The organism is Pseudomonas cistanchae, from assembly GCF_054483635.1.
In genome coordinates this window covers 369,074-394,067 of record NZ_JBTLWN010000004.1, presented here as the reverse complement: position 1 = coordinate 394,067, position 24,994 = coordinate 369,074, and the positions used below count along the sequence as shown (strand labels likewise).

At 62.3% G+C, this 24,994-nt stretch carries 25 protein-coding genes; 18 read left to right on the top strand and 7 right to left on the bottom strand.

Going from position 1 to position 24,994, the window contains the following annotated elements; genetic code table 11:
• The first annotated feature begins 48 nt into the window (after positions 1–48).
• Entirely contained in the window at positions 49–747 is a 699-nt protein-coding gene (locus ACX0MV_RS14200; RefSeq protein WP_458983164.1) for an FMN-dependent NADH-azoreductase, read from the top strand.
• 28 nt (positions 748–775) lie between these two features.
• Here ACX0MV_RS14200 and ACX0MV_RS14195 read toward each other — a convergent pair whose 3' ends face one another.
• Genes ACX0MV_RS14195 through ACX0MV_RS14185 form a run of 3 tightly spaced genes read right to left on the bottom strand, consistent with a single transcriptional unit; the run spans position 776 to position 1,872 of the window.
• The gene (locus ACX0MV_RS14195; RefSeq protein WP_458983163.1) at positions 776–934 is read right to left on the bottom strand and encodes a hypothetical protein; all 159 of its coding nucleotides are present in this window, start codon (positions 932–934) and stop codon (positions 776–778) included.
• On the bottom strand, positions 931–1,533 hold the full coding sequence (locus ACX0MV_RS14190; protein WP_458983162.1) for an alpha-ketoglutarate-dependent dioxygenase AlkB family protein: 603 nt from the start codon (positions 1,531–1,533) through the stop codon (positions 931–933). The genes ACX0MV_RS14195 and ACX0MV_RS14190 overlap by 4 nt, the downstream gene beginning before the upstream one ends.
• Before the next feature lie 42 nt (positions 1,534–1,575).
• The gene (locus ACX0MV_RS14185) at positions 1,576–1,872 is read right to left on the bottom strand and encodes an aspartate-semialdehyde dehydrogenase (RefSeq protein WP_458983161.1); all 297 of its coding nucleotides are present in this window, start codon (positions 1,870–1,872) and stop codon (positions 1,576–1,578) included.
• Between the two features lie 173 nt (positions 1,873–2,045).
• On the opposite strand from ACX0MV_RS14185, the gene rapA reads away from it, so the two are divergent.
• Complete coding sequence (rapA, locus tag ACX0MV_RS14180; RefSeq protein ID WP_458983160.1) at positions 2,046–4,889, top strand: RNA polymerase-associated protein RapA; 2,844 nt, start codon at positions 2,046–2,048, stop codon at positions 4,887–4,889.
• Between the two features lie 87 nt (positions 4,890–4,976).
• Here the strand turns inward: rapA and ACX0MV_RS14175 are convergent, their stop codons facing one another.
• The gene (locus tag ACX0MV_RS14175; protein ID WP_458983159.1) at positions 4,977–6,308 is read right to left on the bottom strand and encodes a spinster family MFS transporter; all 1,332 of its coding nucleotides are present in this window, start codon (positions 6,306–6,308) and stop codon (positions 4,977–4,979) included.
• Positions 6,309–6,632: 324 nt separating this feature from the next.
• On the opposite strand from ACX0MV_RS14175, the gene ACX0MV_RS14170 reads away from it, so the two are divergent.
• Both ACX0MV_RS14170 and ACX0MV_RS14165 read left to right on the top strand, forming a co-directional pair.
• The gene (locus ACX0MV_RS14170; protein ID WP_458983158.1) at positions 6,633–8,825 is read left to right on the top strand and encodes a hypothetical protein; all 2,193 of its coding nucleotides are present in this window, start codon (positions 6,633–6,635) and stop codon (positions 8,823–8,825) included.
• Between the two features lie 109 nt (positions 8,826–8,934).
• Complete coding sequence (locus ACX0MV_RS14165) at positions 8,935–10,590, top strand: ABC transporter substrate-binding protein (protein ID WP_458983157.1); 1,656 nt, start codon at positions 8,935–8,937, stop codon at positions 10,588–10,590.
• Here ACX0MV_RS14165 and ACX0MV_RS14160 read toward each other — a convergent pair.
• Both ACX0MV_RS14160 and ACX0MV_RS14155 read right to left on the bottom strand, forming a co-directional pair.
• On the bottom strand, positions 10,587–11,378 hold the full coding sequence (locus ACX0MV_RS14160; RefSeq protein ID WP_458983156.1) for a hydroxypyruvate isomerase family protein: 792 nt from the start codon (positions 11,376–11,378) through the stop codon (positions 10,587–10,589). The genes ACX0MV_RS14165 and ACX0MV_RS14160 overlap by 4 nt on opposite strands.
• A gap of 67 nt (positions 11,379–11,445) precedes the next feature.
• Positions 11,446–12,339, bottom strand: a complete 894-nt coding sequence (locus ACX0MV_RS14155) for an NAD(P)-dependent oxidoreductase (protein WP_458983155.1) — start codon at positions 12,337–12,339, stop codon at positions 11,446–11,448.
• Between the two features lie 153 nt (positions 12,340–12,492).
• Between ACX0MV_RS14155 and ACX0MV_RS14150 the strand changes: the two genes are divergently transcribed.
• Genes ACX0MV_RS14150 through phnE form a run of 4 tightly spaced genes read left to right on the top strand, consistent with a single transcriptional unit; the run spans position 12,493 to position 15,750 of the window.
• Entirely contained in the window at positions 12,493–13,356 is an 864-nt protein-coding gene (locus ACX0MV_RS14150; protein WP_458983154.1) for a putative selenate ABC transporter substrate-binding protein, read from the top strand.
• Complete coding sequence (locus ACX0MV_RS14145; protein ID WP_458983153.1) at positions 13,353–14,156, top strand: phosphonate ABC transporter ATP-binding protein; 804 nt, start codon at positions 13,353–13,355, stop codon at positions 14,154–14,156. The genes ACX0MV_RS14150 and ACX0MV_RS14145 overlap by 4 nt, the downstream gene beginning before the upstream one ends.
• Positions 14,150–14,977, top strand: a complete 828-nt coding sequence (locus ACX0MV_RS14140; protein WP_458983152.1) for a PhnE/PtxC family ABC transporter permease — start codon at positions 14,150–14,152, stop codon at positions 14,975–14,977. The genes ACX0MV_RS14145 and ACX0MV_RS14140 overlap by 7 nt, the downstream gene beginning before the upstream one ends.
• Complete coding sequence (gene phnE / locus ACX0MV_RS14135) at positions 14,974–15,750, top strand: phosphonate ABC transporter, permease protein PhnE (RefSeq protein ID WP_458983151.1); 777 nt, start codon at positions 14,974–14,976, stop codon at positions 15,748–15,750. Before ACX0MV_RS14140 ends, phnE begins: the two co-directional genes overlap by 4 nt.
• Positions 15,751–15,811: 61 nt before the next feature.
• Here the strand turns inward: phnE and ACX0MV_RS14130 are convergent, their stop codons facing one another.
• Entirely contained in the window at positions 15,812–16,129 is a 318-nt protein-coding gene (locus ACX0MV_RS14130) for a DUF2288 domain-containing protein (protein ID WP_458983150.1), read from the bottom strand.
• Between the two features lie 297 nt (positions 16,130–16,426).
• Between ACX0MV_RS14130 and ACX0MV_RS14125 the strand changes: the two genes are divergently transcribed.
• The 10 genes from ACX0MV_RS14125 to ACX0MV_RS14080 all read left to right on the top strand — a co-directional run bounded on the left by ACX0MV_RS14125 (position 16,427) and on the right by ACX0MV_RS14080 (position 24,953).
• The gene (locus ACX0MV_RS14125; protein WP_458983149.1) at positions 16,427–17,554 is read left to right on the top strand and encodes a branched-chain amino acid ABC transporter substrate-binding protein; all 1,128 of its coding nucleotides are present in this window, start codon (positions 16,427–16,429) and stop codon (positions 17,552–17,554) included.
• Positions 17,555–17,676: 122 nt separating this feature from the next.
• Entirely contained in the window at positions 17,677–18,600 is a 924-nt protein-coding gene (gene livH, locus ACX0MV_RS14120) for a high-affinity branched-chain amino acid ABC transporter permease LivH (RefSeq protein WP_458983148.1), read from the top strand.
• On the top strand, positions 18,597–19,865 hold the full coding sequence (locus ACX0MV_RS14115; protein ID WP_458983147.1) for a high-affinity branched-chain amino acid ABC transporter permease LivM: 1,269 nt from the start codon (positions 18,597–18,599) through the stop codon (positions 19,863–19,865). The genes livH and ACX0MV_RS14115 overlap by 4 nt, the downstream gene beginning before the upstream one ends.
• The gene (livG, locus tag ACX0MV_RS14110; protein WP_458983146.1) at positions 19,862–20,629 is read left to right on the top strand and encodes a high-affinity branched-chain amino acid ABC transporter ATP-binding protein LivG; all 768 of its coding nucleotides are present in this window, start codon (positions 19,862–19,864) and stop codon (positions 20,627–20,629) included. Before ACX0MV_RS14115 ends, livG begins: the two co-directional genes overlap by 4 nt.
• Positions 20,629–21,330, top strand: a complete 702-nt coding sequence (locus ACX0MV_RS14105; protein ID WP_458983145.1) for an ABC transporter ATP-binding protein — start codon at positions 20,629–20,631, stop codon at positions 21,328–21,330. Before livG ends, ACX0MV_RS14105 begins: the two co-directional genes overlap by 1 nt.
• Before the next feature lie 175 nt (positions 21,331–21,505).
• The gene (locus ACX0MV_RS14100; RefSeq protein ID WP_442963444.1) at positions 21,506–21,592 is read left to right on the top strand and encodes a small membrane protein YohP; all 87 of its coding nucleotides are present in this window, start codon (positions 21,506–21,508) and stop codon (positions 21,590–21,592) included.
• A 65-nt stretch (positions 21,593–21,657) separates the two neighbouring features.
• Positions 21,658–22,704: an AI-2E family transporter gene (locus tag ACX0MV_RS14095; protein WP_458983144.1), complete on the top strand. Its 1,047-nt coding sequence runs from the start codon at positions 21,658–21,660 to the stop codon at positions 22,702–22,704.
• A gap of 110 nt (positions 22,705–22,814) precedes the next feature.
• Positions 22,815–23,525, top strand: coding sequence for an rRNA pseudouridine synthase (locus tag ACX0MV_RS14090; protein ID WP_458983143.1), 711 nt, complete (start codon positions 22,815–22,817; stop codon positions 23,523–23,525).
• A gap of 46 nt (positions 23,526–23,571) precedes the next feature.
• Entirely contained in the window at positions 23,572–24,033 is a 462-nt protein-coding gene (locus ACX0MV_RS14085) for a YehS family protein (protein WP_458983142.1), read from the top strand.
• Positions 24,034–24,182: 149 nt separating this feature from the next.
• A complete protein-coding gene (locus tag ACX0MV_RS14080) occupies positions 24,183–24,953 on the top strand; it encodes an SDR family oxidoreductase (protein WP_458983141.1) in 771 nt (256 codons plus the stop codon).
• Positions 24,954–24,994 lie beyond the last annotated feature (41 nt).

The following is a 24,994-nucleotide window of genomic DNA, read 5'->3' as shown; positions in this document are numbered from 1 at the left end:
GTTGTCAATAACAGATGAATCCATTTCACCAGAACAGGCGAACTAAACATGACTCATATTCTGCAGCTGGATGCCAGCGCGCGTCCCGGCCGGTCCGGCACCCACGAACACGGCTCACACAGCCGTCGACTGACCCACCAGTTTGTTAGCCAGTGGCAGGCCAAGCGGCCGAAGGACACGATTACCTATCGCGACTTAGGCGCGACGCCGCCCTCGTTTATCGATGGCAAGTGGATCGAAGCGGCCTTTGCACCCGCTGAAAAGCACAAAGCCTGGATGGACGAGGTGTTGGCCGAGAGCGATCAACTGATCGACGAGCTGATTGCGGCGGACATCCTGGTGATTGGCGCACCGCTGTATAACTTCGGCATGCCAGCGACGCTCAAGGCCTGGGTGGATCAGGTGGTACGCATCGGCCGGACGGTGGACTTCGACCCGTCGAACCACGCCGACCCCTTCGTACCCCGGCTAGCTGACCGCTTTCGCCAGGCCGTGGTGCTCTCCTCCCGCGGCGGCGTCGGCTTTGAGCCCGATGGGCCGCTGGCCCATATGAACCATCTCGAACCTAACCTGAAAACCGCCCTCGGCTTTATCGGCATCACGACCGTGCACACCATTGCCATCGAGAACCAGGAAGCTGGCGGTGAACAGCTCGCGGCGTCTATCGCCGACGCCGAGCGCAGGGTGAACGCCTTGGTCGAGCGCCTGGCGACACAGCGGCAGGTGAGCCAACACGAGCTGGCGTGAAATGCGTGCCGACAGGGACGCGCCTGAATCAGGGCTTTTTCGGTTTGCTTTTGGGCTTTTTCTTGCCCTTGGGCAGCGGCAAGGCCTGCTCGAATGCCTCGCGCATCTCGTTGAGTTTCTTGTCGCGCAGGTCGTGGATGCGCTTGTCGCGCTCGGCGCCGAAGTCGATCAGTTTGTCGTTGCTCATTCGCATGGCCGGATTAAGCGGAAGGTCAGGTTCAGACGCGGGGCGCAGGCGCTGCGTGTCTTCGCCACTTGGTGCTGCCAATAATGCTGCGTCGGCCCGGCCATGACCAGTAGCGAGCCATGCTCGAGCACCAGCGAATGTTCGATGCGGGTCTGGCCCTTGCGCCTCAGGTCGAAGCGTCGAGCGCCGCCGAGGTTGAGCGACACCACCAGCGGGTCGCGCCCCAGCTCGGCTTCGTCGTCGCTGTGCCAGCCCATGGAATCCTGGCCATCGCGATAATAGTTGAGCAGCACGCCGTTGAGGGGTTGCTCCACCGCCGTCACCACTTGCGTGCGGATCTGCGCGAGCAAGGCGGTCCAGGGCAGTGGCTGGTGGGTCAGGCCAGAATAGCGATAACGGGCTTCGGCATCGCCATACCAGGCCACCAGCCGCGGAACCGGGTGCTGACGTCCGTATAGGTGAACGACTGGCTGTTGCCAGGGCGTTTCGGCAGTCAATTGGGTCAGCCAGCGATCCGCGGTGGCACGGTCCAACCAGCCCACGTGAAGTTTCAGGTCGGCATTGGGCAGTTGCAGGGAATTGTCGTCAAATAGGTTCACGGTACGCCGGATTGAGCTGAGCTGCGGCTCAGTGTGCGTGACTCAGACTTCCACATCCACCCATAAACCCTGCCGTGGCAGCGCCTCGATCAAGGCTTCGTCGGCTGCGGCCACCTCACCTTCTGCCAGCTCTTCCGGGGTGTAGCCGCGCCGCTGACGGCGTCGCTGCTCCTCGCGCAACAGCTCTTCGGCTTCCTGCGGATGGCGTTTATCCAGGCCGACGCCGCTCTCCTTGGCACTCTCGGCGGCTGGGGTTACCGGCGGAATGTCGGGACGAGGCTTGATCACGTCCTGTTGGACGGTGACCGGCACCAGGCTATGGGGAATGGGTGGCAACACGATTCGGTTCTCCCTTGTACTCACCCTGTCGGCCATTGAAGCGCCGACTTGAGGTCCACTCGCTACACTTTCGACTCGGATAACCGCACTAAGTGTCGTTTTAACACGAATGCGGCTTTGGCCTACAGCCGCGTTCCGTTACCATAATCGGCTTTTTCACGCGGGAGACAGGCATGGCGCAGTATGAACCGGGGCAACGCTGGATCAGTGACAGCGAAGCAGAGCTGGGTTTGGGAACCGTCCTCATGCAGGACGGCCGCATGCTCACCGTGCTCTATCCGGCCACCGGCGAAACCCGCCAATACGCCATCCGCAATGCGCCGCTGACCCGCGTGCGCTTCTCCCCGGGCGATGAAATCACCCATTTCGAAGGCTGGAAGCTGACCGTGCAACAAGTCGACGACGTCGACGGCCTGCTGGTCTACCACGGTCTCAACGCTCAGCACCAGAACGTCACCCTGCCGGAAACCCAGCTGTCCAACTTCATCCAGTTCCGCCTGGCCAGCGACCGTCTGTTCGCCGGCCAGATCGACCCGCTGCCCTGGTTCGCCCTGCGCTACCGCACCCTCGAATTCACCAGCAAGCAACTGCAATCCTCGCTCTGGGGCCTGGGCGGCGTGCGTGCGCAGCCGATTGCGCACCAGTTGCACATCGCCCGCGAAGTCGCCGACCGCATCGCTCCCCGCGTGCTGCTGGCGGACGAAGTGGGTCTGGGCAAGACCATCGAGGCCGGTCTGGTGATTCATCGCCAGTTACTGTCCGGGCGCGCCAATCGGGTATTGATCCTGGTACCGGAGAACCTCCAGCACCAGTGGCTGGTGGAAATGCGCCGGCGCTTCAACCTGGATGTTGCCCTGTTCGACGCCGAGCGCTTTATCGAAAGTGACGCCAGCAACCCCTTCGAAGACTGCCAGTTGGCGCTGGTTGCCCTGGAATGGCTGTGCGAGGACGAAAAGGCCCAGGACGCGCTGTTCGCCGCCGGATGGGACCTGATGGTCGTCGACGAGGCGCATCACCTGGTCTGGCACCCGGAAAAAGCCAGCCGCGAATACAACCTGGTCGAGCAACTGGCCGAAGTGATTCCCGGCGTGCTGCTGCTCACCGCGACCCCGGAGCAACTTGGCCAGGACAGTCACTTCGCCCGCCTGCGCCTGCTCGACCCCAACCGCTTCCACGATCTCGAAGCGTTCCGCGCCGAGAGCGCCCACTACAAGCCGGTTGCCGAAGCGGTGCAGGAGTTGCTCGACCAGGGCCGCCTGTCGCCGGCGGCCCACGCCACCATTCACGAATTTCTCGGTGCCAGTGGCGAAGCGCTGCTCGCGGCCGTCACCGACGGCGATGTCGAAGCCTCCGCGCGTCTGGTGCGCGAACTGCTCGACCGCCACGGCACCGGCCGCCTGCTGTTTCGCAACACCCGCGCCGCAGTTAAAGGCTTCCCCGAACGCGACCTGCACCCCTATCCGCTGGCCAGCCCGGACCTGTACCTGGAGCTGCCGGTCGGCGAGCACCCGGACCTTTACCCGGAAGTCAGCTACCAGGCGCAGAGCGATGTCGATGAAGACCAGCGCTGGTGGCGTTTCGATCCGCGCGTCGAGTGGCTGATCGACACCCTGAAGATGCTGAAGAAATTCAAGGTCCTGGTGATCTGCGCCCACGCGGAAACCGCCATGGACCTGGAAGATGCCCTGCGCGTGCGCTCCGGCATCCCGGCCACGGTGTTCCACGAGGGTATGAGCATCCTCGAGCGTGACCGCGCTGCGGCCTACTTCGCCGATGAAGAATTCGGCGCCCAGGTGCTGATCTGCTCCGAGATCGGCAGCGAAGGCCGCAACTTCCAGTTCGCCCATCACCTGGTGCTATTCGACCTGCCAGCGCACCCGGACCTGCTTGAGCAACGTATCGGCCGTCTTGACCGTATTGGCCAGAACCACCGCATTCAGTTGCATGTGCCGTACCTGGAGAACAGCCCGCAGGAGCGGCTGTTCCAGTGGTACCACCACGCGCTGAACGCCTTCCTCGCCACCTGCCCGACTGGCAACGCGCTGCAGCACCAGTTCGGCAGCCGCCTGCTGCCGTTGCTGGAAAGCGGCGACGATGGCGAGTGGCAGGTGCTGGTGGACGAGGCCAAAACCGAGCGTTTACGCCTGGAAAGCGAGCTGCACGCCGGCCGTGACCGCCTGCTCGAACTCAACTCCGGCGGTGCCGGCGAAGGCGAAGCGCTGGTCGAGGCGATTCTCGAGCAGGACGACCAGTTCGCCCTGCCGATCTACATGGAGCAGCTGTTCGACGCCTTCGGCATCGACAGCGAGGACCATTCCGACAACGCACTGATCCTGCGCCCCAGCGAAAAGATGCTGGATGCCAGCTTCCCCCTGGGCGACGACGAAGGCGTGACCATCACCTACGACCGCGACCTGGCCCTGGCCCGCGAGGACATGCAGTTCCTCACCTGGGAACACCCGATGGTGCAAGGCGGCATGGACCTGGTGCGCTCCGGTTCGATGGGCAACACCGGCGTGGCACTGATCAAGAACAAGGCGCTGAAACCCGGCACCGTGCTGCTCGAGCTGCTGTATGTCAGCGAAGTGGTCGCCCCGCGCGCCCTGCAGCTGGGCCGCTACCTGCCGCCTATCGCCCTGCGCTGCCTGCTCGACGCGAATGGCAACGACCTGGCCGCCAAGGTCTCCTTCGAGAAGCTCAACGAGCAACTGGAAACCGTGCCGCGCGCCAGCGCCAACAAGTTCGTCCAGGCTCAGCGCGACAGCCTCAATCCGTTGATCGGCGCCGGCGAAGCGAAAATTTCACCGCATCACGTCAGCCGGGTCGAGGAAGCCAAGCGCCGCCTGGCCGCCGAGACCGAAGAAGAGCTGGCGCGGTTGACCGCCCTGCAGGCGGTCAACCCGAGCGTACGCGACAGCGAACTGGAAGCCTTGCGCCAGCAACGCGAACAGGGCCTGGCGATGCTCGACAAGGCGGCGCTGCGCCTGGAAGCGATTCGCGTGCTGGTCGCCGGGTAAGCCGAGCCGCAGTACAAACCGCAGTAAAGACAAGGCCCGCAACCGCGGGCCTTGTTGTTCGTGCATCGGAGTACGGCTTCAGCGAAGTTACACGGCCGCATCCGTGTCACTCATGCCCGCTTGCATCCGCGCCGCATCCTTAACGAAGCAGCGCGATGCCTGCACCAGCGCCAGCATGGTGAGGAACAGGGCGACCGGGATCAGGTACATGGCGTCGTGCAGACCAACGGCCTTGAACGCTTCGCTCATCTCGCTGGCACCGGCGGCGAGCATAGCGGCCTGGGCGAAATGGTCCGACAGCAGGCCGACCGCCAATGGCCCAAGACCGCCGCCAAGCAGATAGAGCCCGGCAAAGAACAGGGCCATGGCAGTTGCGCGCAGGCGCGGCTCGATCACGTCCTGAATCGCGGTGTAAACACAGGTATAGAAGTTGTAGGCAAACAACCAGCCGATGCTGAACAGCGCCACGAACACGGCCACCTCGACCCGCCCGGCCAGCAGCGCGTAGCCCGTGGCAGCGGCGGCTATCAGCATGCTGACGGCAGCGAACAGCAGCCGCCCGGTTTCCGAGCGCTGGTGAATCTTGTCGGCCAGCCAGCCACCCAGCGTCAGGCCGACCAGCCCGGTCAGGCCGACGATCACGCCAGTCGCCACGGCCGCCTGCTCTAGCGGCAGCAGGAAGTAGCGCTGCAGCATCGGCACCATGAAGGAGTTGCAGGCGTAGGTGGCAAAGTTGAACGCCAGGCCAGCCAGCACCAGCCACCAGAACGTGCGAATCGCCAGGACCTTGCGCAATGGCTTGTCTACTGCCGTGGCGGTTACCTGGACGGACTCGGCCGCGCCGCGCTTGGGCTCCTTGATGAAGAACATGAACAGCGCAAGGATCAGCCCCGGCACCGCAGCGATGAAGAACGGCGCGCGCCAGCTGTCGAACGCCTTGACCATCGCGCCAATGGTGAAAAACGCCAGCAGCAGGCCAATCGGCAGGCCGAGCATGAAGATACCCATCGCCCGCGCCCGCTTGTGTGCTGGGAACAGGTCGCCGATCAGCGAGTTGGCCGCGGGTGCGTAGCTGGCCTCGCCAATGCCGACACCCATGCGAATCAGTAAAAAGCTCCAGAAATTCCAGGCCAGACCGTTGACTGCGGTCAGCCCGCTCCAGACGGTCAGGCCCCAGCCCATGATCTTGCGCCGCGCGCCGGTATCAGCCATCCGCCCGAGCGGCACGCCGGCAATCGCATAGACGATGGTGAACGCGGTGCCAATCAGCCCCAGCTGAAAGTCGCTGAGGCTCCATTCCATGCGGATCGGCTCGATGATGATGGCCGGAATGGTGCGATCGAAGAAGTTGAACAGATTGGCGAGAAAAAGCAGAAACAGAATGCGCCAGGCGTTGGCGGCTTGTTGGGTTTGCTGCATGTGTCCATCTCAATTTTTTTATTGTTGACGCCCGTCGTAGAGCGGCACCACCGACCCTGGCGGAGCGGGGCTGAGTTTACTGCGCTGCAATCTAGAGAGTTCGCTTTTTTGTGTCTGCCACCATTCGCCATATCTATGGGCTGCAATGGGCTACGCCGCGGCCGCGATATTTCGCCGTTGGGCCTGCGCGCGGGTGCGCAACAGCGGCTAACCTCAAACGCTACGCGACAGCGCCAATTGCAAATTTTCATGCTACAAACAAGCCTGAATCAGCCAGCACTGGCCAATTGCCGCCTACTCTTTCACTCGCTTGGGTTGTCGATCATGAAAACAAAAAAAGACGCCGCCGCCACTACGCCTGAAGCCACCCTGTCGACCCTGGCCGACAACTTCCTCACGCCACCGCCAGCGCCTGCGAAGTCCGCGGAGCCGGTGCGTGCGCTGGCGGACAGCACCGAGCAGTACATGTATTTCACCGAGAGCGACATCGAACGCATCCTCGATAACCTCGACGGCCTGCGCAACCTGGTGTTTCCACCGGCGCCGCTGGATGACGACAGCGAGCGGCGCGTCCAGCATTTCCCCTCGGTTTGCCTGATCGGCCTGGGCCGCTGCGGCTCGAACATCGCCCTGGATGTCGCCTCCCTGGTCTACAACGCGCGGCAGTTCTACCTCAGCGAGTTCAACAACGAAGAAAAGGCGGTGGCCGAGCAGGACTTCCGCCCTAGCCGCTGGATTCGCAACAACCTGCTACGCGCGCCAAGCAAGGACAGCAAGCCGGTATTTCTGATCGAGCCGCTGGTGATGCTCGGCGACCTGGACAAGGACATCGAGGGGCGCATCCGCTTCTCGCGCAAGGGCGAGACCAGCGGCTTCCTTAGCGACTACAGCAAGATGAAGATCATGGACCTCTCCGAGGTGCATGCCGGCGGCGCCGGTAACGCGCCGATCCTCGGCCAGTACCTGGCGAAGATCATCCTCAACAAGGACACCCAGCGCTTCACCAATGCCGACTGGAAGTTCATCCACAGCTACCTGATCGACTCCTGCGGCATCAAGGCCAACCAGTCGCGCCTGTATTTCTACATCTTCAGTGCGGGCGGCGGTACCGGCTCGGGCATGGCTTCGGAATTCGGCCTGGCCCAGCAATTCGCCTACATGAGCAAGACCTTCGATACCAAGAATGCCGACCAGAGCCCGGAAAACCGCGACCACAGCTTCGTCTTCGAACCGATCTTCACCAGCGGCATCTGCATCCTGCCGAATATCTCCGACCAGCGCAGCGAGATGTCCGAAGCCCTGCACATCAACGCCGGCCGCCTGCTGTGCAAGTACCTCGCCGAAGAGTGGGACTTCTCCTACAACTTCGACAACGAGGAGAACAGCGAAGAAAGCGTGATGCGCCGCATCCGCCCGTGGAACGCTATGATGCTGATCTCCAACGACATCATGCGCTACGCCGAAGAAAGCGATGACGGCAACATCCAGAACATCGACGTCAACGCCATGGAACGTCACGCCAACCAGTACATCTCCCAGCAGATCTTCAACATCCTCACCGCCCAGGCGGTGACCACCGACTACGACCAGAACTACTTCCGCCGCGCCGGCATCGACATCGGCGAAACCATCCGCCTGGACGCCAACGACCTGTTCATGAGCCTGGCCGGCCCGGTCGCGGTGGCCTATGCCGAATCCGTGGTACCAGAGCAGGTGCCTGCCATGGTCGACAAGTTCCGCGTGCTGGACAAGGAACAGCCGCGCCTGAACATCGACGACCTGTTCTTCCGCTCCATCGACCTGCCGCATTTCAACAAGGTCACCCAGGCCATCGAAGGCATCAGCCTGCTGCCGATCGAGTCCAAGCGCTACCGCGAAGCCTTGGAGCAATACAAGAAATCCGACTACAACGCCGGCGAACTCAGCGACCTGCACTTCTTCAAGAACTGCTCCTCGGTGGTGTCGATCGTCTCGCTGCCCAAGGACTACAAGCTTTCCTACATGGACCTGAATCGGCTCAAGACCCACCTCAACAGCCTGTTCCCCAACACCACGCTGAAACGCTATGCGCTGGTGATCGGCGCCTCGGCCAACCTTTCGCTGACCACCCTGATCGTCAAGAGCCCGTGCCTATCGGACGACTTCCTGACGCTGATCGTGGCCTTCATCAAGCGCTGCTTTGCCCGCGACCTGCACCGCTTCGACGACAGCCTGGATACCGCCATTCTCGACTTCATCGTCGCCGACGACTTCGACGAAGCGCGGGTTGACGCGATGCTCAACGAATACGAGAACCCGGCGAAGATCCTCGACACCAACTGGTACGCGATCAAGCCGATGTACGAGAAGAAGTACCGCGAGCTGATTCACGAGCCGGACAAGTTCGTGTCGATCAACGACATTCGCCTGAGCCGCGACAGCGTCAAGAAAGCCATCAAGTACCTGCGCGAGATTTACAGCCACCGGATCGGCAAGACGCGGGTCATCTCCCTCAACGACTACTCCGCAAAACACTGACAGGCCCACGGTGGGTGCCAGTCGGCACCTGCCAGCGGGTTGCATGGAAGCCATGATCGTTCAGAGTCTCCAGGTTCCAGAAGCCGCACCCGGGTCACAGGTGGTCGCAATGCCTACGCAGGTTCCCCACTGTTCTGCACGCAAGCGAGGCTCGTTGCTGATCACCTGGCTGCTCGGGCAGTTGCTGGCCGGCGACGCGCTGGCTGCGGAAAAAATAAGCCTGCAACTGCGCTGGCTGCACCAGTTCCAGTTTGCCGGCTACTACATGGCGCAGGAGAAAGGCTTCTATCGCCAGGCGGGGCTGGACGTCGAAATCCGCCAGGGCGGGCCCGGCATTCCCAAGCCCATCGATACGCTGCTTGCCGGCCAGGTCGATTTCGCGGTGGCCAACAGCGGCGTGGTGATCGCGCGTATGTCAGGCAAACCGATCGTTGCACTGGCGGCGATCATGCAGAGCTCGCCGATTGTCTGGATCGTCAAGGCTGATTCCGACATCTACACCCCACAGGACTTGATCGGCAAACGCGCGATGCTGATGCCGGCGCCGGAAAGCACCGAGCTGCTGATCACCCTGGCGCGCGAAGGCGTCGATGCCGAGCAGATCCAGATCGAGCCGACCAGCTTCAATCCCCAAGACCTGATCGACGGCAAGACCGACGCCTACAGCGGTTACAGCTCCAACGAGCCGTTCTGGCTGAAGCAGCGCAACGTCGACTATCGCCTGATCAACCCACGCGAATACGGCGTCAATTATTACAACGACGTGCTGACAACCCGCGAGGCGGTGCTCAAAGAGCGCCCGGAACAGGTCGAGGCTTTCGTTCAGGCCAGCCTCGCCGGCTGGCAGTACGCCCTGGAAAATATCGAAGAAAGCGTGCAGGTGATCCACACCCGCTATGCATCGAACAAAAGCATCGAACACCTGCGCTTCGAAGCCCAGGAATTGAAGAAACTGATCATGCCGGACTTCATCCAGATCGGGCACATGAACCCCGGGCGCTGGGAAACCATCGCCCGCAATTACGCGGAACTGGGCCTGATGAAGGACCCGATCAAGCTCGACGGCTTCATCTACAGCCGCAAGCAACCCACCGACAATCGCCTGCTATACCAGGTGATGGCGGGTGCGCTGCTGGCACTGCTGATACTGGCCGGCGTGGCGCTGCGCTTCGCCCACCTGACGCGCCGCCTGCGCCAGGAAATCCGCCTGCGCAGCCAGGCGGAAGCCGAATTGCTCAACAGCAACCTGCAGCTGGAAACCCTCGCCAATACCGACCTGCTGACCGGGCAGCTAACCCGGCGCAAGTTCGAGGAGGTCGCCGACCGCGAACTCAAGCGTGCGGAACGCTATGGCTTTCCGTTGTCGCTGGTGTTCATGGACATCGATCACTTCAAGTGGGTCAACGACCAGCATGGCCATGAAGTGGGCGATCTGGTGTTGAGTACCTTGGCGCTGCGGGTCAAAAGCCAGCTGCGCGAATCGGAGAGCCTGTGCCGCTGGGGTGGCGAGGAATTCATCATCCTGATGCCCCACGTCGGCCTCGAACAGGCCTGCGCCATCGCGGAAAAGCTGCGGGCCATGCTGGTTGCCCAGCCCCTGGTCGAACAGATCAGGACCACCGCCAGTTTCGGTGTAGCGCAGTGGCAACCGGGCCAGGACCTGAGCGCCCTGATGAACTACGCCGACAAGATGCTCTACCGCGCCAAGCAGCTGGGCCGCAACCGGGTCGAGTTCTACCCGCTGGCGGGCGGCCTGCCGAACTAAACCCAGCCCGCCGCGCGCCAGGCCTGCAGCCAGGCCAGATGTGCTGCTGTATCCCCGTCCCCCGGCTTGAATTCCGCACCCAACCACGCCTCGTAACCTGCGCTACGCAGCGCGCTGATCGCTGACTGGAAATCCAGCTGGCCCGTACCAGGGGCGCCGCGCCCCAGACAGTCGGCGAACTGCACGTGACCGATGCGACCGGCCAATTGCTCGATGCAGCTGCGCAGCGCCAGCCCCTGCCGCGCCATGTGGTAGAAGTCGAGCTGAGCGAACAAGTTCGGGTGATTTACCTGCTTGAGCAATTCGCACAGATGCTCCGGGGTATTGATCAGGAAGCCCGGCATGTCGACCGGGTTGATCGCCTCCACCATGACCCGGATCCCGAGTGGTTCGAAGGCAGCTGCCGCTTTGCGCAAGTTGTCGACCAGGGTCGCCAACGCGTCTTCGCGGCGCACACCAGCAGCAAGCCGCCCTGGCAGCACATTGACGCATGTCGGGCGCACCATCGCAGCATAGGACAGCGCCTGTTGCAGCGCCGCGGCGAAATCGGCCTGGCGCGCGGGCACTGCTGCCAGGCCCGCACCGCCGGTCATCAGATCGCCAGCCGGCAGGTTGATCAGCACCAGCGGCATGCCGGCCGCGGCCAATGCTTCCTTCAGGCGAATGGCAGGCAGCTCATAGGGAAACTGGATTTCCACCCCGTCGAACCCCGCAGCTGCAGCGGCAACTACCCGCTCGACCAGCGGCAGCTCGGTGAACAGCATGGAGAGGTTGGCGGCGATTTTCATGACGATGATCCGTTTCCCGTTGCGTGATTAACCGGCTGCCGCCGAGGCGGCCTGAACAGGTGCGTGGCTACGCCTCGTCAGGCTGTCGATAGAGTTGCACCAGCGTCGCCGGGTCACGTTCCAGGTTGCCCTGGCTGCCATGCAGGCGCATCAGCTGGGCAGCCAGGCCACTGAGCGGCGCTGCCATGCCCAGTTCGCGCGAGAGCTTGACCGCGCCGTCGAGGTCCTTGAGCAAGGTGCGCACGTGCCACTTGATCGGCTCGAACTGACTCGCGGCCATTTGCGGGCCAAGGATCTGCAAGGGTTTCGAATCGGCAAAACCACCGGCCAGCGCCGGAGCAATCAACGCGGCGTCGACCCCCGCCTGTTCGGCCAACGCCACCACCTCGGCGATCACCAGGGCATTGCAGGCGACGATCATCTGGTTGCACAGCTTGGTCACCTGGCCGGCTCCTACATCGCCCATGCGCGTCAGGCGCTGACCGAGGTGAGCGAGAACCGGCCGTATCCGCTCGATGTCCTCAACCCGGCCGCCAGCCATGATCGCCAGGGTGCCGTTCTCCGCGCCGGGCGTGCCGCCAGACACCGGCGCATCCACCCAACGCATGCCGGTGCGTGCGTCCAGTTCGGCGGCCATCTGCCGGGTGGTCGCCGGGTCAAGGCTGGAAAAGTCCACCAGCAGCTGACCCGGCCGGGCGGCTTCGACGATCCCGCCAGCGCCAAACACCACCTCGCGCACGACCTCGGTATTGGCCAGGCACAGCATCACGATGTCCGCATTGGCGCACAGCTGCGACGGCAGCGCCGCCTGCTTGCCGCCCAGTTGCACCAGGGGCTGGCACTTGTCTGCCGAGCGATTCCACAGGGTCAGCGGATAACCGGCAGCCAACAGCCGGCGGGTCATCGGCAGCCCCATCAGGCCGATGCCGGCAAACGCGAGGGCGGGTAGCGGCGTGGACATAACGATCTCCAATTGGATAACGGCGCGCATCTTAACGCAGGCCAGGCTACTGCGAGCGGCGTCGGCAAGGCCCCGTCGACGCTTCACTCCACCCTGGCGCTGCAATCCCTTTATACTCCGCCGGCTTTCCCCGCTATTGAACCGGAGAACCCCATGTTGAAACGTACCCTGGCCGCCGCCGCAGGCGTTGCCCTGTGCTTTACCGCTGCACTCACCCATGCCGCCGACGTGCTGCGCGTCTCGGCCATCCCCGATGAAGCCCCGACCGAACTGCTGCGCAAATTCGAACCCCTGGGCGCGTACCTGGAGCAGCAACTGGGCATGCAGGTCGAATTCGTGCCGGTATCCGACTACGCTGCCGTGGTCGAAGCCATCGCCGCCGACCGCATCGACCTGGCCTGGCTCGGCGGTTTCACCTTCGTCCAGACCCGTCTGAAAACCGCCGACAGCCAGCACCCGGCGATCCCCCTGGTGCAGCGTGCTGAAGACGAGAAATTCACCAGCAAGATCATCAGCGCTGACCCGGCAGTGAAGTCGCTGCAGGACCTGAAAGGCAAGACCTTCGCCTTCGGCTCGGTATCCTCGACCTCCGGCAGCCTGATGCCGCGCTTCTTCATGGTTCAGGACGGCATTGAGCCAGAGAACTTCTTCAGCCGCATCGCCTACTCCGGCGCCCATGACGCTACCGCGGCCTGGGTACAGGCTGGCAAGGCCGACGGCGGCGTACTCAACGCCTCGGTGTGGGACAAGCTGGTTGCTGCCGGCAAGGTCGATACCGATAAAGTCAAAGTCATCGCCACCACTCCGCCCTACTTCGATTACAACTGGACGGTGCGCGGCACCCTTGATGCCGATCTGCGCGACAAGATCAAAACGGCCTTCCTCTCCCTCGACCCGGCGAAGCCGGAGCACAAGGCAATTCTCGACCTGCAAGCCGCCAGCCGCTTTATCGAAACCAAGGCCGAAAACTACCAGGGCATCGAAAAAGCAGCGTACGCGGCCGGCCTGTTGAAGTGAGTGTCAGCCTGCGCGGCGTGGGCTTGACCCACGCCAACGGCCAGGTTGCGCTCAGCGGCATCGATCTACAGGTCAGCAGCGGCGAACGGCTGGCGATCATCGGCCCTTCGGGCGCCGGCAAAACCAGCCTACTGCGCCTGCTCGCAAGCAATCTAAGGCCAACCTCTGGCGAGATCGAGCTGCTCGCCCAGCAGCCCTGGCAACTGAGCGCCCGTCAGCGGCAAACGCTGCGCGCGCGGATCGGCCTGATTCATCAGGCGCCGCCGCTGCCGCCCCGCCAGCGGGTGGTCACTGCAGTGCTGGCGGGCAAACTGGGGCAATGGTCGCTGGGCAAGAGCCTGCTCAATCTGCTGCACCCAGTCGATATGCAGGGCGCCCAGGGGGCGCTCGCACGTCTGGATTTGGCAGACAAACTGTTCGCGCGCTGCGATCAACTATCCGGGGGCCAGCTGCAGCGGGTTGGTATCGCCCGCGTGCTCTATCAGGCACCGGAGCTGATACTTGCCGACGAACCGGTGTCGGCGATGGACCCGGTGCTGGCCGGGCACACGCTGAGCGTGCTCAATGAGGAAGTCACGCGCCGCGGAATGACGCTGCTCGCCAGCCTGCATGCGGTGGAACTGGCCATGGCGCATTTCCCGCGGATCATCGGCGTACGCGACGGGCGAATCCTCTTTGATCTGCCCCCGGATGCCCTATCATCGGCGCAGCTCGACGCGCTCTACGCCAACGAGCAGCTGCAAACGCTGCCCGTATCAATGCCAGCGGCGCAGACAAGCCTGCAGATCCCGCGATGCTGAACCCCGCTCTGCGCGATCCGGCAGCACTGCCACGTCTGCTCCTGACCGGGCTGGCCCTGCTGCTGCTATGGCCAGGGCTGCAACTCAGCGAGCTGAATCTGGCAGTACTCATCGATGAGCAGAACGCAGCCAACATGGGCCGCTTTCTTGCCGACTTCTGGCCGCCCGCCCACGACGGCGAGTTTCTCCGGCTGCTAGGGCGTGCGACCCTGGAAACTCTTGCCATCGCCACAGCCGGCATGGCCCTGGCGCTGCTGATCGCGATTCCCGGCGCCCTGCTGGCCAGCCGCGCGCTGTCGCTGTCGGCACTGCATCGCGGCGGACGCCCGGCGTGGTGGGCGCAGGCCCTGCGCTGGCCGGCGCGTGGCCTGCTGATCGTGCTGCGCAGCGTGCCGGAAATCGTCTGGGCGCTGCTGTTCGTGCGCGCCGTCGGCCTCGGCCCCACGGCCGGGGTGCTGGCTATCGCCATCACTTACAGCGGCATGCTCGGCAAGGTCTACGCGGAAATTTTCGAGTCGGTCGACCCTCGCCCAAGCCGCGCTCTGCTGGTTGCCGGCAGCCCGCGTCTGGCCGCATTCGCCTACGGCGTGCTGCCCAATGCCGCGGCGGAGATGCTGTCCTACACGGTGTACCGCTGGGAGTGTGCAATTCGTGCTTCGGTGATCATGGGCTTCGTCGGCGCGGGCGGTCTTGGCCAGCAGATCGACCTATCGATGCGCATGTTCGCCGGCGGCGAAGTGGCGAGCATGCTGCTGACCTTCCTCGCCCTGGTGCTGGTGGCCGACCAGGTCAGCCGCCTGCTGCGCTCGAGGTTGCTATGAAGCCGCCCTCGCGCTGGGTCAACTGCTGCCTGTTGCTCGGGCTGCTGCTGGCCGTGGTCGCGTCATTCCTGTACCTGGGCATCGACCTGGGCAAGCTGGCCAGCGGCGACAGCCTCAACCAGATGGGCCGCTACGCCAGCGGCTTCGCCCAGCCTGACTTCTCTGCACCGCACATGAACGCCATTCTCGCTGGCGGGCTGGAAACTCTGGCCATGTCGGCCATCGGCACGCTGCTCGCAGCCATTCTCGGCCTGGCCCTGGCGTTACCGGCTGCCGGACGCTTCGGCTGGCTGGCCCTGAGTGGAGCGCGTCTGCTCTTGAATGCGTTGCGCGCCATTCCCGAACTGGTGTGGGCCGCGCTCGTGGTGCTGGCCGCCGGCCTTGGGCCCAACGCCGGCACCCTGGCGCTGGCGCTGCACACCACTGGCGTACTTGGCCGGCTGTTCGCCGAAGCGCTGGAAAACACTGCGAAAGAGCCTGCTGAAGCGATTCGCCTGAACGGCGGCGGGCACATCGCCGCGTTCTGCTACGGCACGCTGCCGACGGTGTTGCCGCAGCTGATCGCCTATTCCCTGTACCGCTGGGAAAACAACATCCGCATGGCCAGCGTACTGGGTTTCGTCGGCGCCGGCGGTCTGGGGCAGATGCTCTACGTCAGCCTCAGCCTGTTTCAGCAAGCCCAGGCAGCGACGGTAATCCTGGCCATGCTGTTGCTGGTCCTGGCGGTCGACGCCCTCAGCGGCTGGGCTCGCCAGCGCTGGGTCAGCGCCTAGGTTGCGCAGCCGCGAGGCGTACACCCGAGCAGTCTAGACCGAAGCACGCCACTGCCTTCAATCAGTGCATCACCGGCGCTTTTGCGCGCTCTTGTACCAGCACCCAAGGGGCGACGACCACTGCCCAGAGCGATGGATCGCGATGCAGCAGGTCCTCGGCGCGACAATCATCAAATTTTTTCAGTTGCCCGGTGCCGAGCCATGCGGCCACTTTGGCCTGGTCGTTTTCCGCTACGGCTTGGGCCACTGCGATCAGATCCTGGGCGCCGTCGACCCATAACAATGCGCCGCGGGCGAAGAACGGTTGCAGCTCTTGCCAGCTGATGGGCGCAGTTTCTCCAAGCAGCTTGGCATAGAGGGTGCTAGGTTGTTCAGTCATGATTTGCCCTGTATGGCGGCTCGATTTCGGTCGGGCGTCATGATAGCGCCGAGCATCGATCAGGCAAGTGAAGCCTGTGGTGGCGGAGCGCGGTAGATCACGCCGTATTTCTATACGTTTATTGCGATTTAGCGACATCACCCTGTTTTGCCCTCGGCAGCCGGCTTTTCAAGGCGCGAAGCTGCGCTCTACACTGCACCGGTACAGTTGCCGGGGGGATGACCGGGTAAATAACCCGGTTCTGCAGCTTTGGCCGCAAGAACTACAACAACGACAACATAAAAAGAGTGGAGCACTATGAACAAGGCTACTAAGCAGATTTCCAAACTGTTTGCCGCCATGGCCATGGCCGGCGTTGCCAGCTACTCGTTAGCGGCTGACACCATCAAGATCGGCCTCGCAGGCCCGGTTACCGGCGCTGTTGCGCAGTACGGCGAGATGCAGTTCGTCGGCGCCAAGATGGCGATCGAGCAGATCAACAAAGCCGGTGGGGTCAACGGCGCGATGCTCGAAGGCGTGGTCTACGACGACGCGTGCGATCCGAAACAAGCCGTAGCCGTTGCCAACAAGATCGTCAACGACGAAGTCAAGTTCGTGGTGGGTCACCTCTGCTCCAGCTCCACTCAGCCAGCGTCGGACATCTATGAAGACGAAGGCATTCTGATGGTCACCGCGGCTTCCACCAGCCCGGACATCACTTCCCGCGGTTACCAGCTGGTGTTCCGCACCATCGGTCTCGACAGCCTGCAAGGCCCGACTGCCGGCAACTACATCGCCGACCAGGTCAAGCCAAAAGCCGTTGCCGTGATCCACGACAAGCAGCAGTACGGCGAAGGCATCGCCACCGCGGTTAAGCAGACCCTTGAATCCAAAGGCACCAAGGTCGTCCTGTTCGAAGGCATTAACGCTGGCGACAAGGACTTCTCCTCGATGATCGCCAAGCTCAAGCAGGCCAACGTCGACTTCGTCTACTACGGCGGCTATCACCCGGAACTGGGCCTGCTGCTGCGCCAGGCTTCCGAGAAAGGCCTGAAGGTCACCTTCATGGGTCCGGAAGGCGTGGGCAACAAGGAGATCTCCGCGATCGCCGGTCCAGCCTCCGAAGGCATGCTGGTAACCCTGCCGAAGTCGTTCGACCAAGATCCACGCAACAAGGCACTGGTTGATGCATTCAAAGCCAAGAACGAAGACTCCAGCGGTCCGTTCGTCTTCCCGGCTTATGCCGCTGTGCAGGTAATTGCCGAAGGCATCGAAAAGGCTGGCAGCACCGACACCGATAAAGTGGCCGCAGCCCTGCGCGCCAACACCTTCGACACCCCGACCGGCAACCTTGCCTTCGATGAAAAGGGTGACCTGAAGGACTTCAGCTTCGTGGTGTACGAATGGCACCAGGACGGCACCAAGACCGAGGCGCCTCTTAACTAAGACGCGGCTTCCCGCCTGAACCCAGAGCCCACTGCCATGCAGTGGGCTTTGTTTATTAGAAGAATTCCGGTTTCATGCTGCGCCACAAGCGCTGCCTTGCGTGACGACCCAGGAGTTAGGCAATGCCTGATCTTTATCACTACATACAACAGCTGGTTAACGGGCTGACCGTTGGCAGCACCTATGCCCTGATCGCCATCGGCTACACCATGGTCTACGGCATCATCGGCATGATCAACTTCGCCCATGGCGAGGTTTACATGATTGGCTCGTACGTAGCCTTCATCGCGATCGCCGGCCTTGCCATGTTCGGTATCGACAGCCTGCCCCTGATGATGATCGCCGCGTTCGCCGGCAGCATCATCATTGCCAGCGCTTACGGCTACAGCATCGAACGGGTGGCCTATCGTCCGCTGCGTGGCGGTAATCGACTGATCCCGCTGATTTCCGCGATCGGCATGTCGATCTTCCTGCAGAACGAGATATTGCTGGCGCAGGATTCCAAGGACAAAGCCATCCCCAGCCTGCTGCCCGGTAATTTCGTGTTTGGCGAAAGCACCATGAATGGCGTGGTGATTTCTTACATGCAGGTGCTGATTTTCGTCGTCACCTTCTTCGTCATGGTCGGCCTGACGTACTTCATCTCGCGGTCTCGTCTGGGCCGCGCCTGTCGTGCCTGCGCCGAAGACCTGAAGATGGCCAACCTGCTCGGCATCAACACCAACAACATCATCGCTCTGACGTTCGTCATCGGTGCCGCCCTGGCGGCCGTGGCTGCGGTGCTGCTGGGCATGCAATACGGCGTGATCAACCCCCACCTGGGCTTCCTCGCGGGCATCAAGGCGTTTACCGCTGCGGTACTGGGCGGCATCGGCAGCATCCCCGGCGCGGTATTGGGCGGCTTGGTGCTCGGCGTGGCCGAGGCGTTTGGCGCCGATATCTTCGGCGATCAGTACAAGGACGTCGTGGCCTTTACGCTGCTGGTACTGGTGCTGCTGTTCCGACCGACCGGCATTCTGGGTCGTCCGGAGGTTGAAAAAGTATGAGTACCTCAATCAGACAAAACTTCAAGACCGCGTTCTTCAGCGCCCTGCTAGTGCTGGCGGTGGCTTACCCGGTCATCGGTCTGAAGCTCAGCACCATCGGCATCAAGCTGCAGGTGGAAGGCGCCAGTCCGGCCGTGCTCTGGACCATCGCCGGCTGTGCAATTGCCATGTTCTTCTGGCAGTTGTTCCGCCATCAGCTGAGCGATGTCTGGGCCAAGGCACCGAAGCTGCCGAGCATGCCGAGCCAGGCGAGCAACTTCCTCACCCTGCCCTCGACCCAGCGCTGGATCATCCTTGGCCTGATCGTGGTCGCCCTGGCCTGGCCGTTCTTCGGCAGCCGCGGCGCGGTGGATATCGCCACGCTGATCCTGATCTACGTGATGCTCGGCCTCGGCCTGAACATCGTGGTCGGTCTGGCGGGTTTGCTCGACCTCGGTTATGTCGGCTTCTATGCCGTCGGCGCCTACAGCTATGCGCTGCTGTCGTATTACTACGGCCTGGGCTTCTGGGTGTGCCTGCCAATCGCCGGCCTGATGGCGGCGTTCTTCGGCTTCGTTCTCGGCTTCCCGGTGTTGCGTCTGCGTGGCGATTACCTGGCCATCGTCACCCTGGGCTTTGGCGAGATCATTCGCATCCTGCTGAACAACATGACCTGGCTGACGGGCGGACCCAACGGCATCGGCAACATCAACAAACCGACGCTGTTCGGCCTGTCGTTCGACCGCAAGGCCGCGGAAGGCATGCAGACGTTCCACGAGTTCTTCGGCATCGCCTACAACTCGATCAACAAGGTGATCTTCCTGTACCTGATCGCCCTGCTGCTGGTGCTGGTCACGCTGTTCGTGATCAACCGGCTGCTGCGCATGCCGATCGGCCGCGCCTGGGAAGCACTGCGCGAGGACGAAATCGCCTGCCGTGCGCTCGGCATGAATCCGACCGTGATCAAGCTGTCGGCATTCACCATCGGCGCCACCTTTGCCGGGTTTGCCGGGAGTTTCTTCGCTGCCCGCCAGGGCCTGGTGACACCGCAGTCGTTCACCTTCATTGAATCGGCGATCATCCTCGCCATCGTGGTATTGGGCGGCATGGGTTCGCAGCTGGGCATCATCCTCGCCGCGATTGTGATGATTCTGTTGCCCGAGCTGATGCGCGAATTCAGCGAATACCGCATGTTGATGTTCGGCGCTTTGATGGTGCTGATGATGATCTGGCGTCCACAGGGCTTGCTGCCCATGCAGCGCCCCCATCTGGAGCTGAAACGATGAGCCGCCCGATTCTGGAAGTAAGCGGCCTGTCCATGCGCTTCGGCGGCCTGCTGGCCGTCAATGGCGTGGCCCTGACCGTCAACGAGAAACAAGTGGTGTCGATGATCGGGCCGAACGGCGCCGGCAAAACCACCGTATTCAACTGCCTGACCGGCTTCTACCAGCCCACCAGCGGCAGCATCCGCCTCGACGGCGAACAGATCGAAGGGCTGCCCGGCCACAAGATCGCGCGCAAGGGCGTGGTGCGCACGTTCCAGAACGTGCGCCTGTTCAAGGACATGACCGCGGTGGAAAACCTGCTGGTGGCGCAACACCGCCACCTCAACACCAACTACCTGTCGGGCCTGTTCAAGACGCCCGCGTTTCGCAAGAGCGAACGCGAGGCCATGGAGTTCGCCGCCCATTGGCTGGATCAGGTCAACCTGACCGAATTCGCCAATCGCCCGGCCGGCACGCTGGCCTATGGTCAGCAGCGTCGGCTGGAAATCGCCCGCTGCATGATGACGCGTCCGCGCATCCTGATGCTCGACGAGCCTGCGGCCGGTCTCAACCCGCGGGAAACCGACGACCTCAAGGCACTGATCGGTGTGCTGCGTGACCAGCACAACGTGACCGTGCTGTTGATCGAGCACGACATGAAGCTGGTCATGAGCATTTCCGACCATATCTATGTGATCAACCAGGGCACGCCCCTGGCCGACGGTTCGCCGGAGCAGATCCGCGGCAACCCGGACGTGATCAAAGCCTACCTGGGGGAAGCGTGATGCTGTATTTCGAGAACGTTTCCACCTTCTACGGCAAGATCCAGGCGCTGCACGATGTCAGCGTCGAAGTCCGTCAGGGCGAGATCGTTACCTTGATCGGCGCCAACGGCGCGGGCAAGTCAACGCTGCTGATGACGCTGTGCGGCTCCCCTCAGGCCACCAGCGGCAGCATTCGCTACCAGGGCGAGGAACTGGTCGGCCTGGACACGCCCGACATCATGCGCAAGAGCATTGCGGTGGTGCCGGAGGGGCGCCGCGTATTCTCCCGCCTGACGGTGGAAGAGAACTTGGTGATGGGCGGCTTCTTCACGGCCAAGAGCGAGTTTCAGGAGCAGCTGGACAAGGTTTTACACCTGTTCCCGCGCCTGCAGGAGCGTCTGGCTCAGCGCGCCGGCACCATGTCCGGTGGCGAGCAGCAAATGCTCGCCATTGGTCGTGCGCTGATGAGCAAGCCCAAGCTGTTGCTGCTTGACGAACCATCGCTGGGTCTGGCGCCGATCATCATCCAGCAGATCTTCGACATCATCGAACAGCTGCGCAAGGACGGTGTGACCATCTTCCTGGTCGAGCAGAACGCCAACCAGGCGCTCAAGCTGGCAGACCGCGGCTACGTGCTGGAGAACGGCCACATCGTCATGCAGGGCAGTGGTCATGACCTGTTGAACGACCCGAAAGTCCGTGACGCCTACCTCGGCGGCTAAACATTGACCAGCGGCCCTTCGGGGCCGCTTTTCATTTCGCCCTGCCATAGCGCCCTCCCCCTCTTCTTCCCGGTTCTGTCAGCCTTGACCAGCGCGGGCTCCGGTAATTTGTCTGAACGATGAGTAGCCGAGCCAGTCGGTAATAGGGAACCTCAACGATATTAAGGAGCTTCCCATGCTGAAATTTCTCGGCAGCACCATCGGCATCATCTTCCTTATCGGCCTGCTGGTCGTGATCGGTCTGTTCATGCTGGTGTTCTGATTTGCTGCACTTAGGCCAGCCACAGGACTTTCTGCAGATGCGCTATTCACGGCAAAACTTGCCTGATGAATAACGATCCTCGGGCGATTGCCCTGCAGAGCTTGATTCAGGCTAGCGTGTTTGCGGCGATAGCTGTCGCTCTCGTCGTGCTGTGGCTGGCTGCCGATGTATTTCTGGTGTTATTTGCCGGCATCCTGCTGGCCTTACTTTTCAATGGTGCAGGTCAGCTGATCAGCGACTACTCCGGCCTGCCTTACAAAACCGCCCTCGCTGTCGCTATGACCACACTGGTCACCGTGGTGGTGGGCGGCATTGCATTTATGGCCGCTGACGTGTCGAGTCAGCTCGACTCGCTCGGTGAACAACTCCCTCGCGCCTGGGAACGGCTGCGCGAACGCACAGAGGATTCCCGCTGGCTAGGCGCGCTGCTTGAGCAGCGCGACAAACTGCAGGACTTGCCGCAAGGCTCCGGCGCACTGAGCAAGATTACCGGTGTGTTCTCATCGGTGTTCGGCTCCCTGGCCAATATCGTCATCGCGTTGTTTATCGGTCTGTTTCTCGCCATCAACCCGCGCTTGTACATCGACGGTGCCCTGCGCCTGGTCCCCATTGGTAAACGGGCGCGCATTGCTCAGGTACTGACCACCACCGGCAGCACGCTGCGGGCCTGGCTTTCCGCAAAACTGTTGGCAATGCTACTGATTGGCGTGTGCTCCGGCCTCGGCCTGTGGCTGATCGGCATCGAGCTGGCGTTGGTACTGGGTCTGATAGCCGGCCTGCTGTCCTTCATTCCCAATATCGGTCCGCTGCTCTCGCTGGTTCCGGCGCTGCTGCTCGCGTCGCTCGCCGGGCCGGACAAGATGCTCTGGGTGCTGGGACTCTACATCGCAATTCAGACAATCGAGAGCTACATCCTCACACCGTTGCTGCAGCAGCGGATGGTAAACCTGCCGCCAGCGCTTACCATCACCTCGCAGGTACTTTTCGGCGTGATTGCCGGCGGGCTCGGGGTGATACTCGCCGCGCCCCTCACGGCAGCCTTGATGGTGCTGACGCGGATGCTGTACGTCGAGGATCTACTGCACGACCGCCCCTCTCCTGCCGAGAGATAGCGCACCCTTCCGTTGAACACTGGGTTTTCCCTCGCCGTTTGCCCATTGGCCCGCGCACAAGCCGTCCGGCCAGTTACAATGGCTCCCCTTTTTTGCCGATGACTGTTCCCATGACCGAACCGATTCGCCTGTCCAAACGCCTGATCGAAGTGATCGGCTGCTCGCGCCGCGAGGCCGAGTTGTATATCGAGGGCGGCTGGGTGACGGTCGACGGCGTGGTGGTGGAAGAGCCGCAGTTCAAGGTCGCCGAGCAGCGCGTCGAATTGCTGCCAAATGCGCAACTGACGCCCCTTGAGCCCATCACCCTGTTGCTGCACGTGCCGTCCGGACACTTTCCTGATCGAGCAGTGGAATCCATCGGCCCGGCCAGTCAGTGGCCAGACGACCACTCGGGTATTCGCCCGTTGAAAGGTCATTTTGCTCGCCTGACCAGCTGCATCCCCATGCAGGCTGGTGCCGATGGCTTGCATGTGCTGACCCAGGATTGGCGCATCGAACGCAAGCTCAAGGAAGACGTGAGCAAGCTGGAACAAGAATATGTCGTCGAAGTCATCGGCGCCTTGAGCCCCAGCGAGTTGAAACGCCTGAACCACGGTCTGATCTTCAATGGCACTGCTCTGCCGCCGTGCAAGGTCAGCTGGCAGAACGAAACCCGCCTGCGCTTCGCCTTGAAGAACCCGCTGCCGGGACAAATCGTATTCATGTGCAACAGCGTCGGCCTCAAGGTGCTGGGCATGAAGCGTATCCGCATCGGCGGAGTGCCGATGGCCAAGGTTCAGCCGGGCCAATGGCGTTACCTGGCTGCCAAAGAACGTTTTTAATTTTTGATCGACGCGTATCAGCGACGACCCCTTTCAGGACAATCCCATGCTCAATAACGATGTGCTGCGCAGCCTGCGCTATATGCTCGATGTCAACGACGCGCAGATGGCCGAGATCATTCAACTCAGCGGTAAACAGGTAGCCTTGGATGACCTCAGCGCCATGCTCAAGAAAGAAGACGAGGACGGCTTTCTCGCCTGCGACGACGAGCTGATAGCGCACGTGCTCGACGGTCTCGTCTACTTCAAGCGCGGCAAGGACGACAGTCGCCCGGCGCAACCCTTTGAACTGCCGATCACCAACAACATGGTGCTGAAGAAACTGCGCGTGGCCTTCGAACTCAAGGAAGACGACATGCACGCGATCATGAACAGCGTCGATTGCCCCGTCTCCAAACCGGAAATGAGTGCGCTGTTCCGCAAGTTCGGCCACAGCAACTACCGCACCTGTGGCGACCAGTTTCTACGCAACTTCCTCAAGGGCCTGACCTCGCGCGTACGCGTCTAAGCCTTTCGTCCTCCGGCGCTATCAGATAGCGCCTACATGCAGGACCGTAACCCCTGCTGCATGGCGCCGTATTTCCAAGCGCAATAATGACTGCCAGACGAGGTTCGCCCGATTAGGGTAGCGGCACATATCCGTGAAAAGGATTCGCCATGCATCCCTATTTTTCCCTTCAAGGCCGCACTGCGCTGGTTACCGGCGGTACGCGCGGCATCGGCAAGATGATCGCCAAGGCGTTTGTCGAGGCTGGCGCGACGGTTTACGTCTGCGCCCGTGACGGCGAGGCCTGCGCCCAGACCGCCGCCGAACTCTCGGCGTTCGGTACCTGCCACGGCATGCCAGCCAATCTGGCCAGCGAAGAAGGCGTGCAGGTATTGGCCGCGCAGTTGGCGGAAAAGATCGAGGGCCTGGATATCCTGGTCAACAACGCCGGCACCACCTGGGGCGCGCCCCTGGAAAGCTATCCGGTCAAAGGCTGGGAAAAGGTCATGCAGCTCAACGTGACCTCGGTATTCAGCTGCATCCAGCAGTTGCTGCCGCTGCTGCGCAAGGCCGGCAGCGCGGCCAGTCCGGCGCGGGTGATCAATATCGGCTCGGTCGCAGGCATCACTTCCCACGGCGAAGACGCCTATGCCTACGGCCCGAGCAAGGCGGCGCTGCATCAGCTGTCGCGCATGCTTGCCCGCGAGCTGGTCGGCCAGCACATCAACGTCAACGTCATCGCTCCGGGACGCTTTCCAAGCAAGATGACCCAGCATATTGCCGGCGATGAAGCCGCCATGGCCGAAGACACCGCATTGATCCCGATGAAACGCTGGGGTCGCGAGGAAGAGATGGCTGCACTGGCGATAAGCCTGGCCAGCACAGCGGGGGCTTACATGACCGGCGCGATCATTCCCATCGACGGTGGATTTCACCTCTAGTCAGCCACGCGCGCGAGTCAGGTACTATGGCGGCGTTTTCA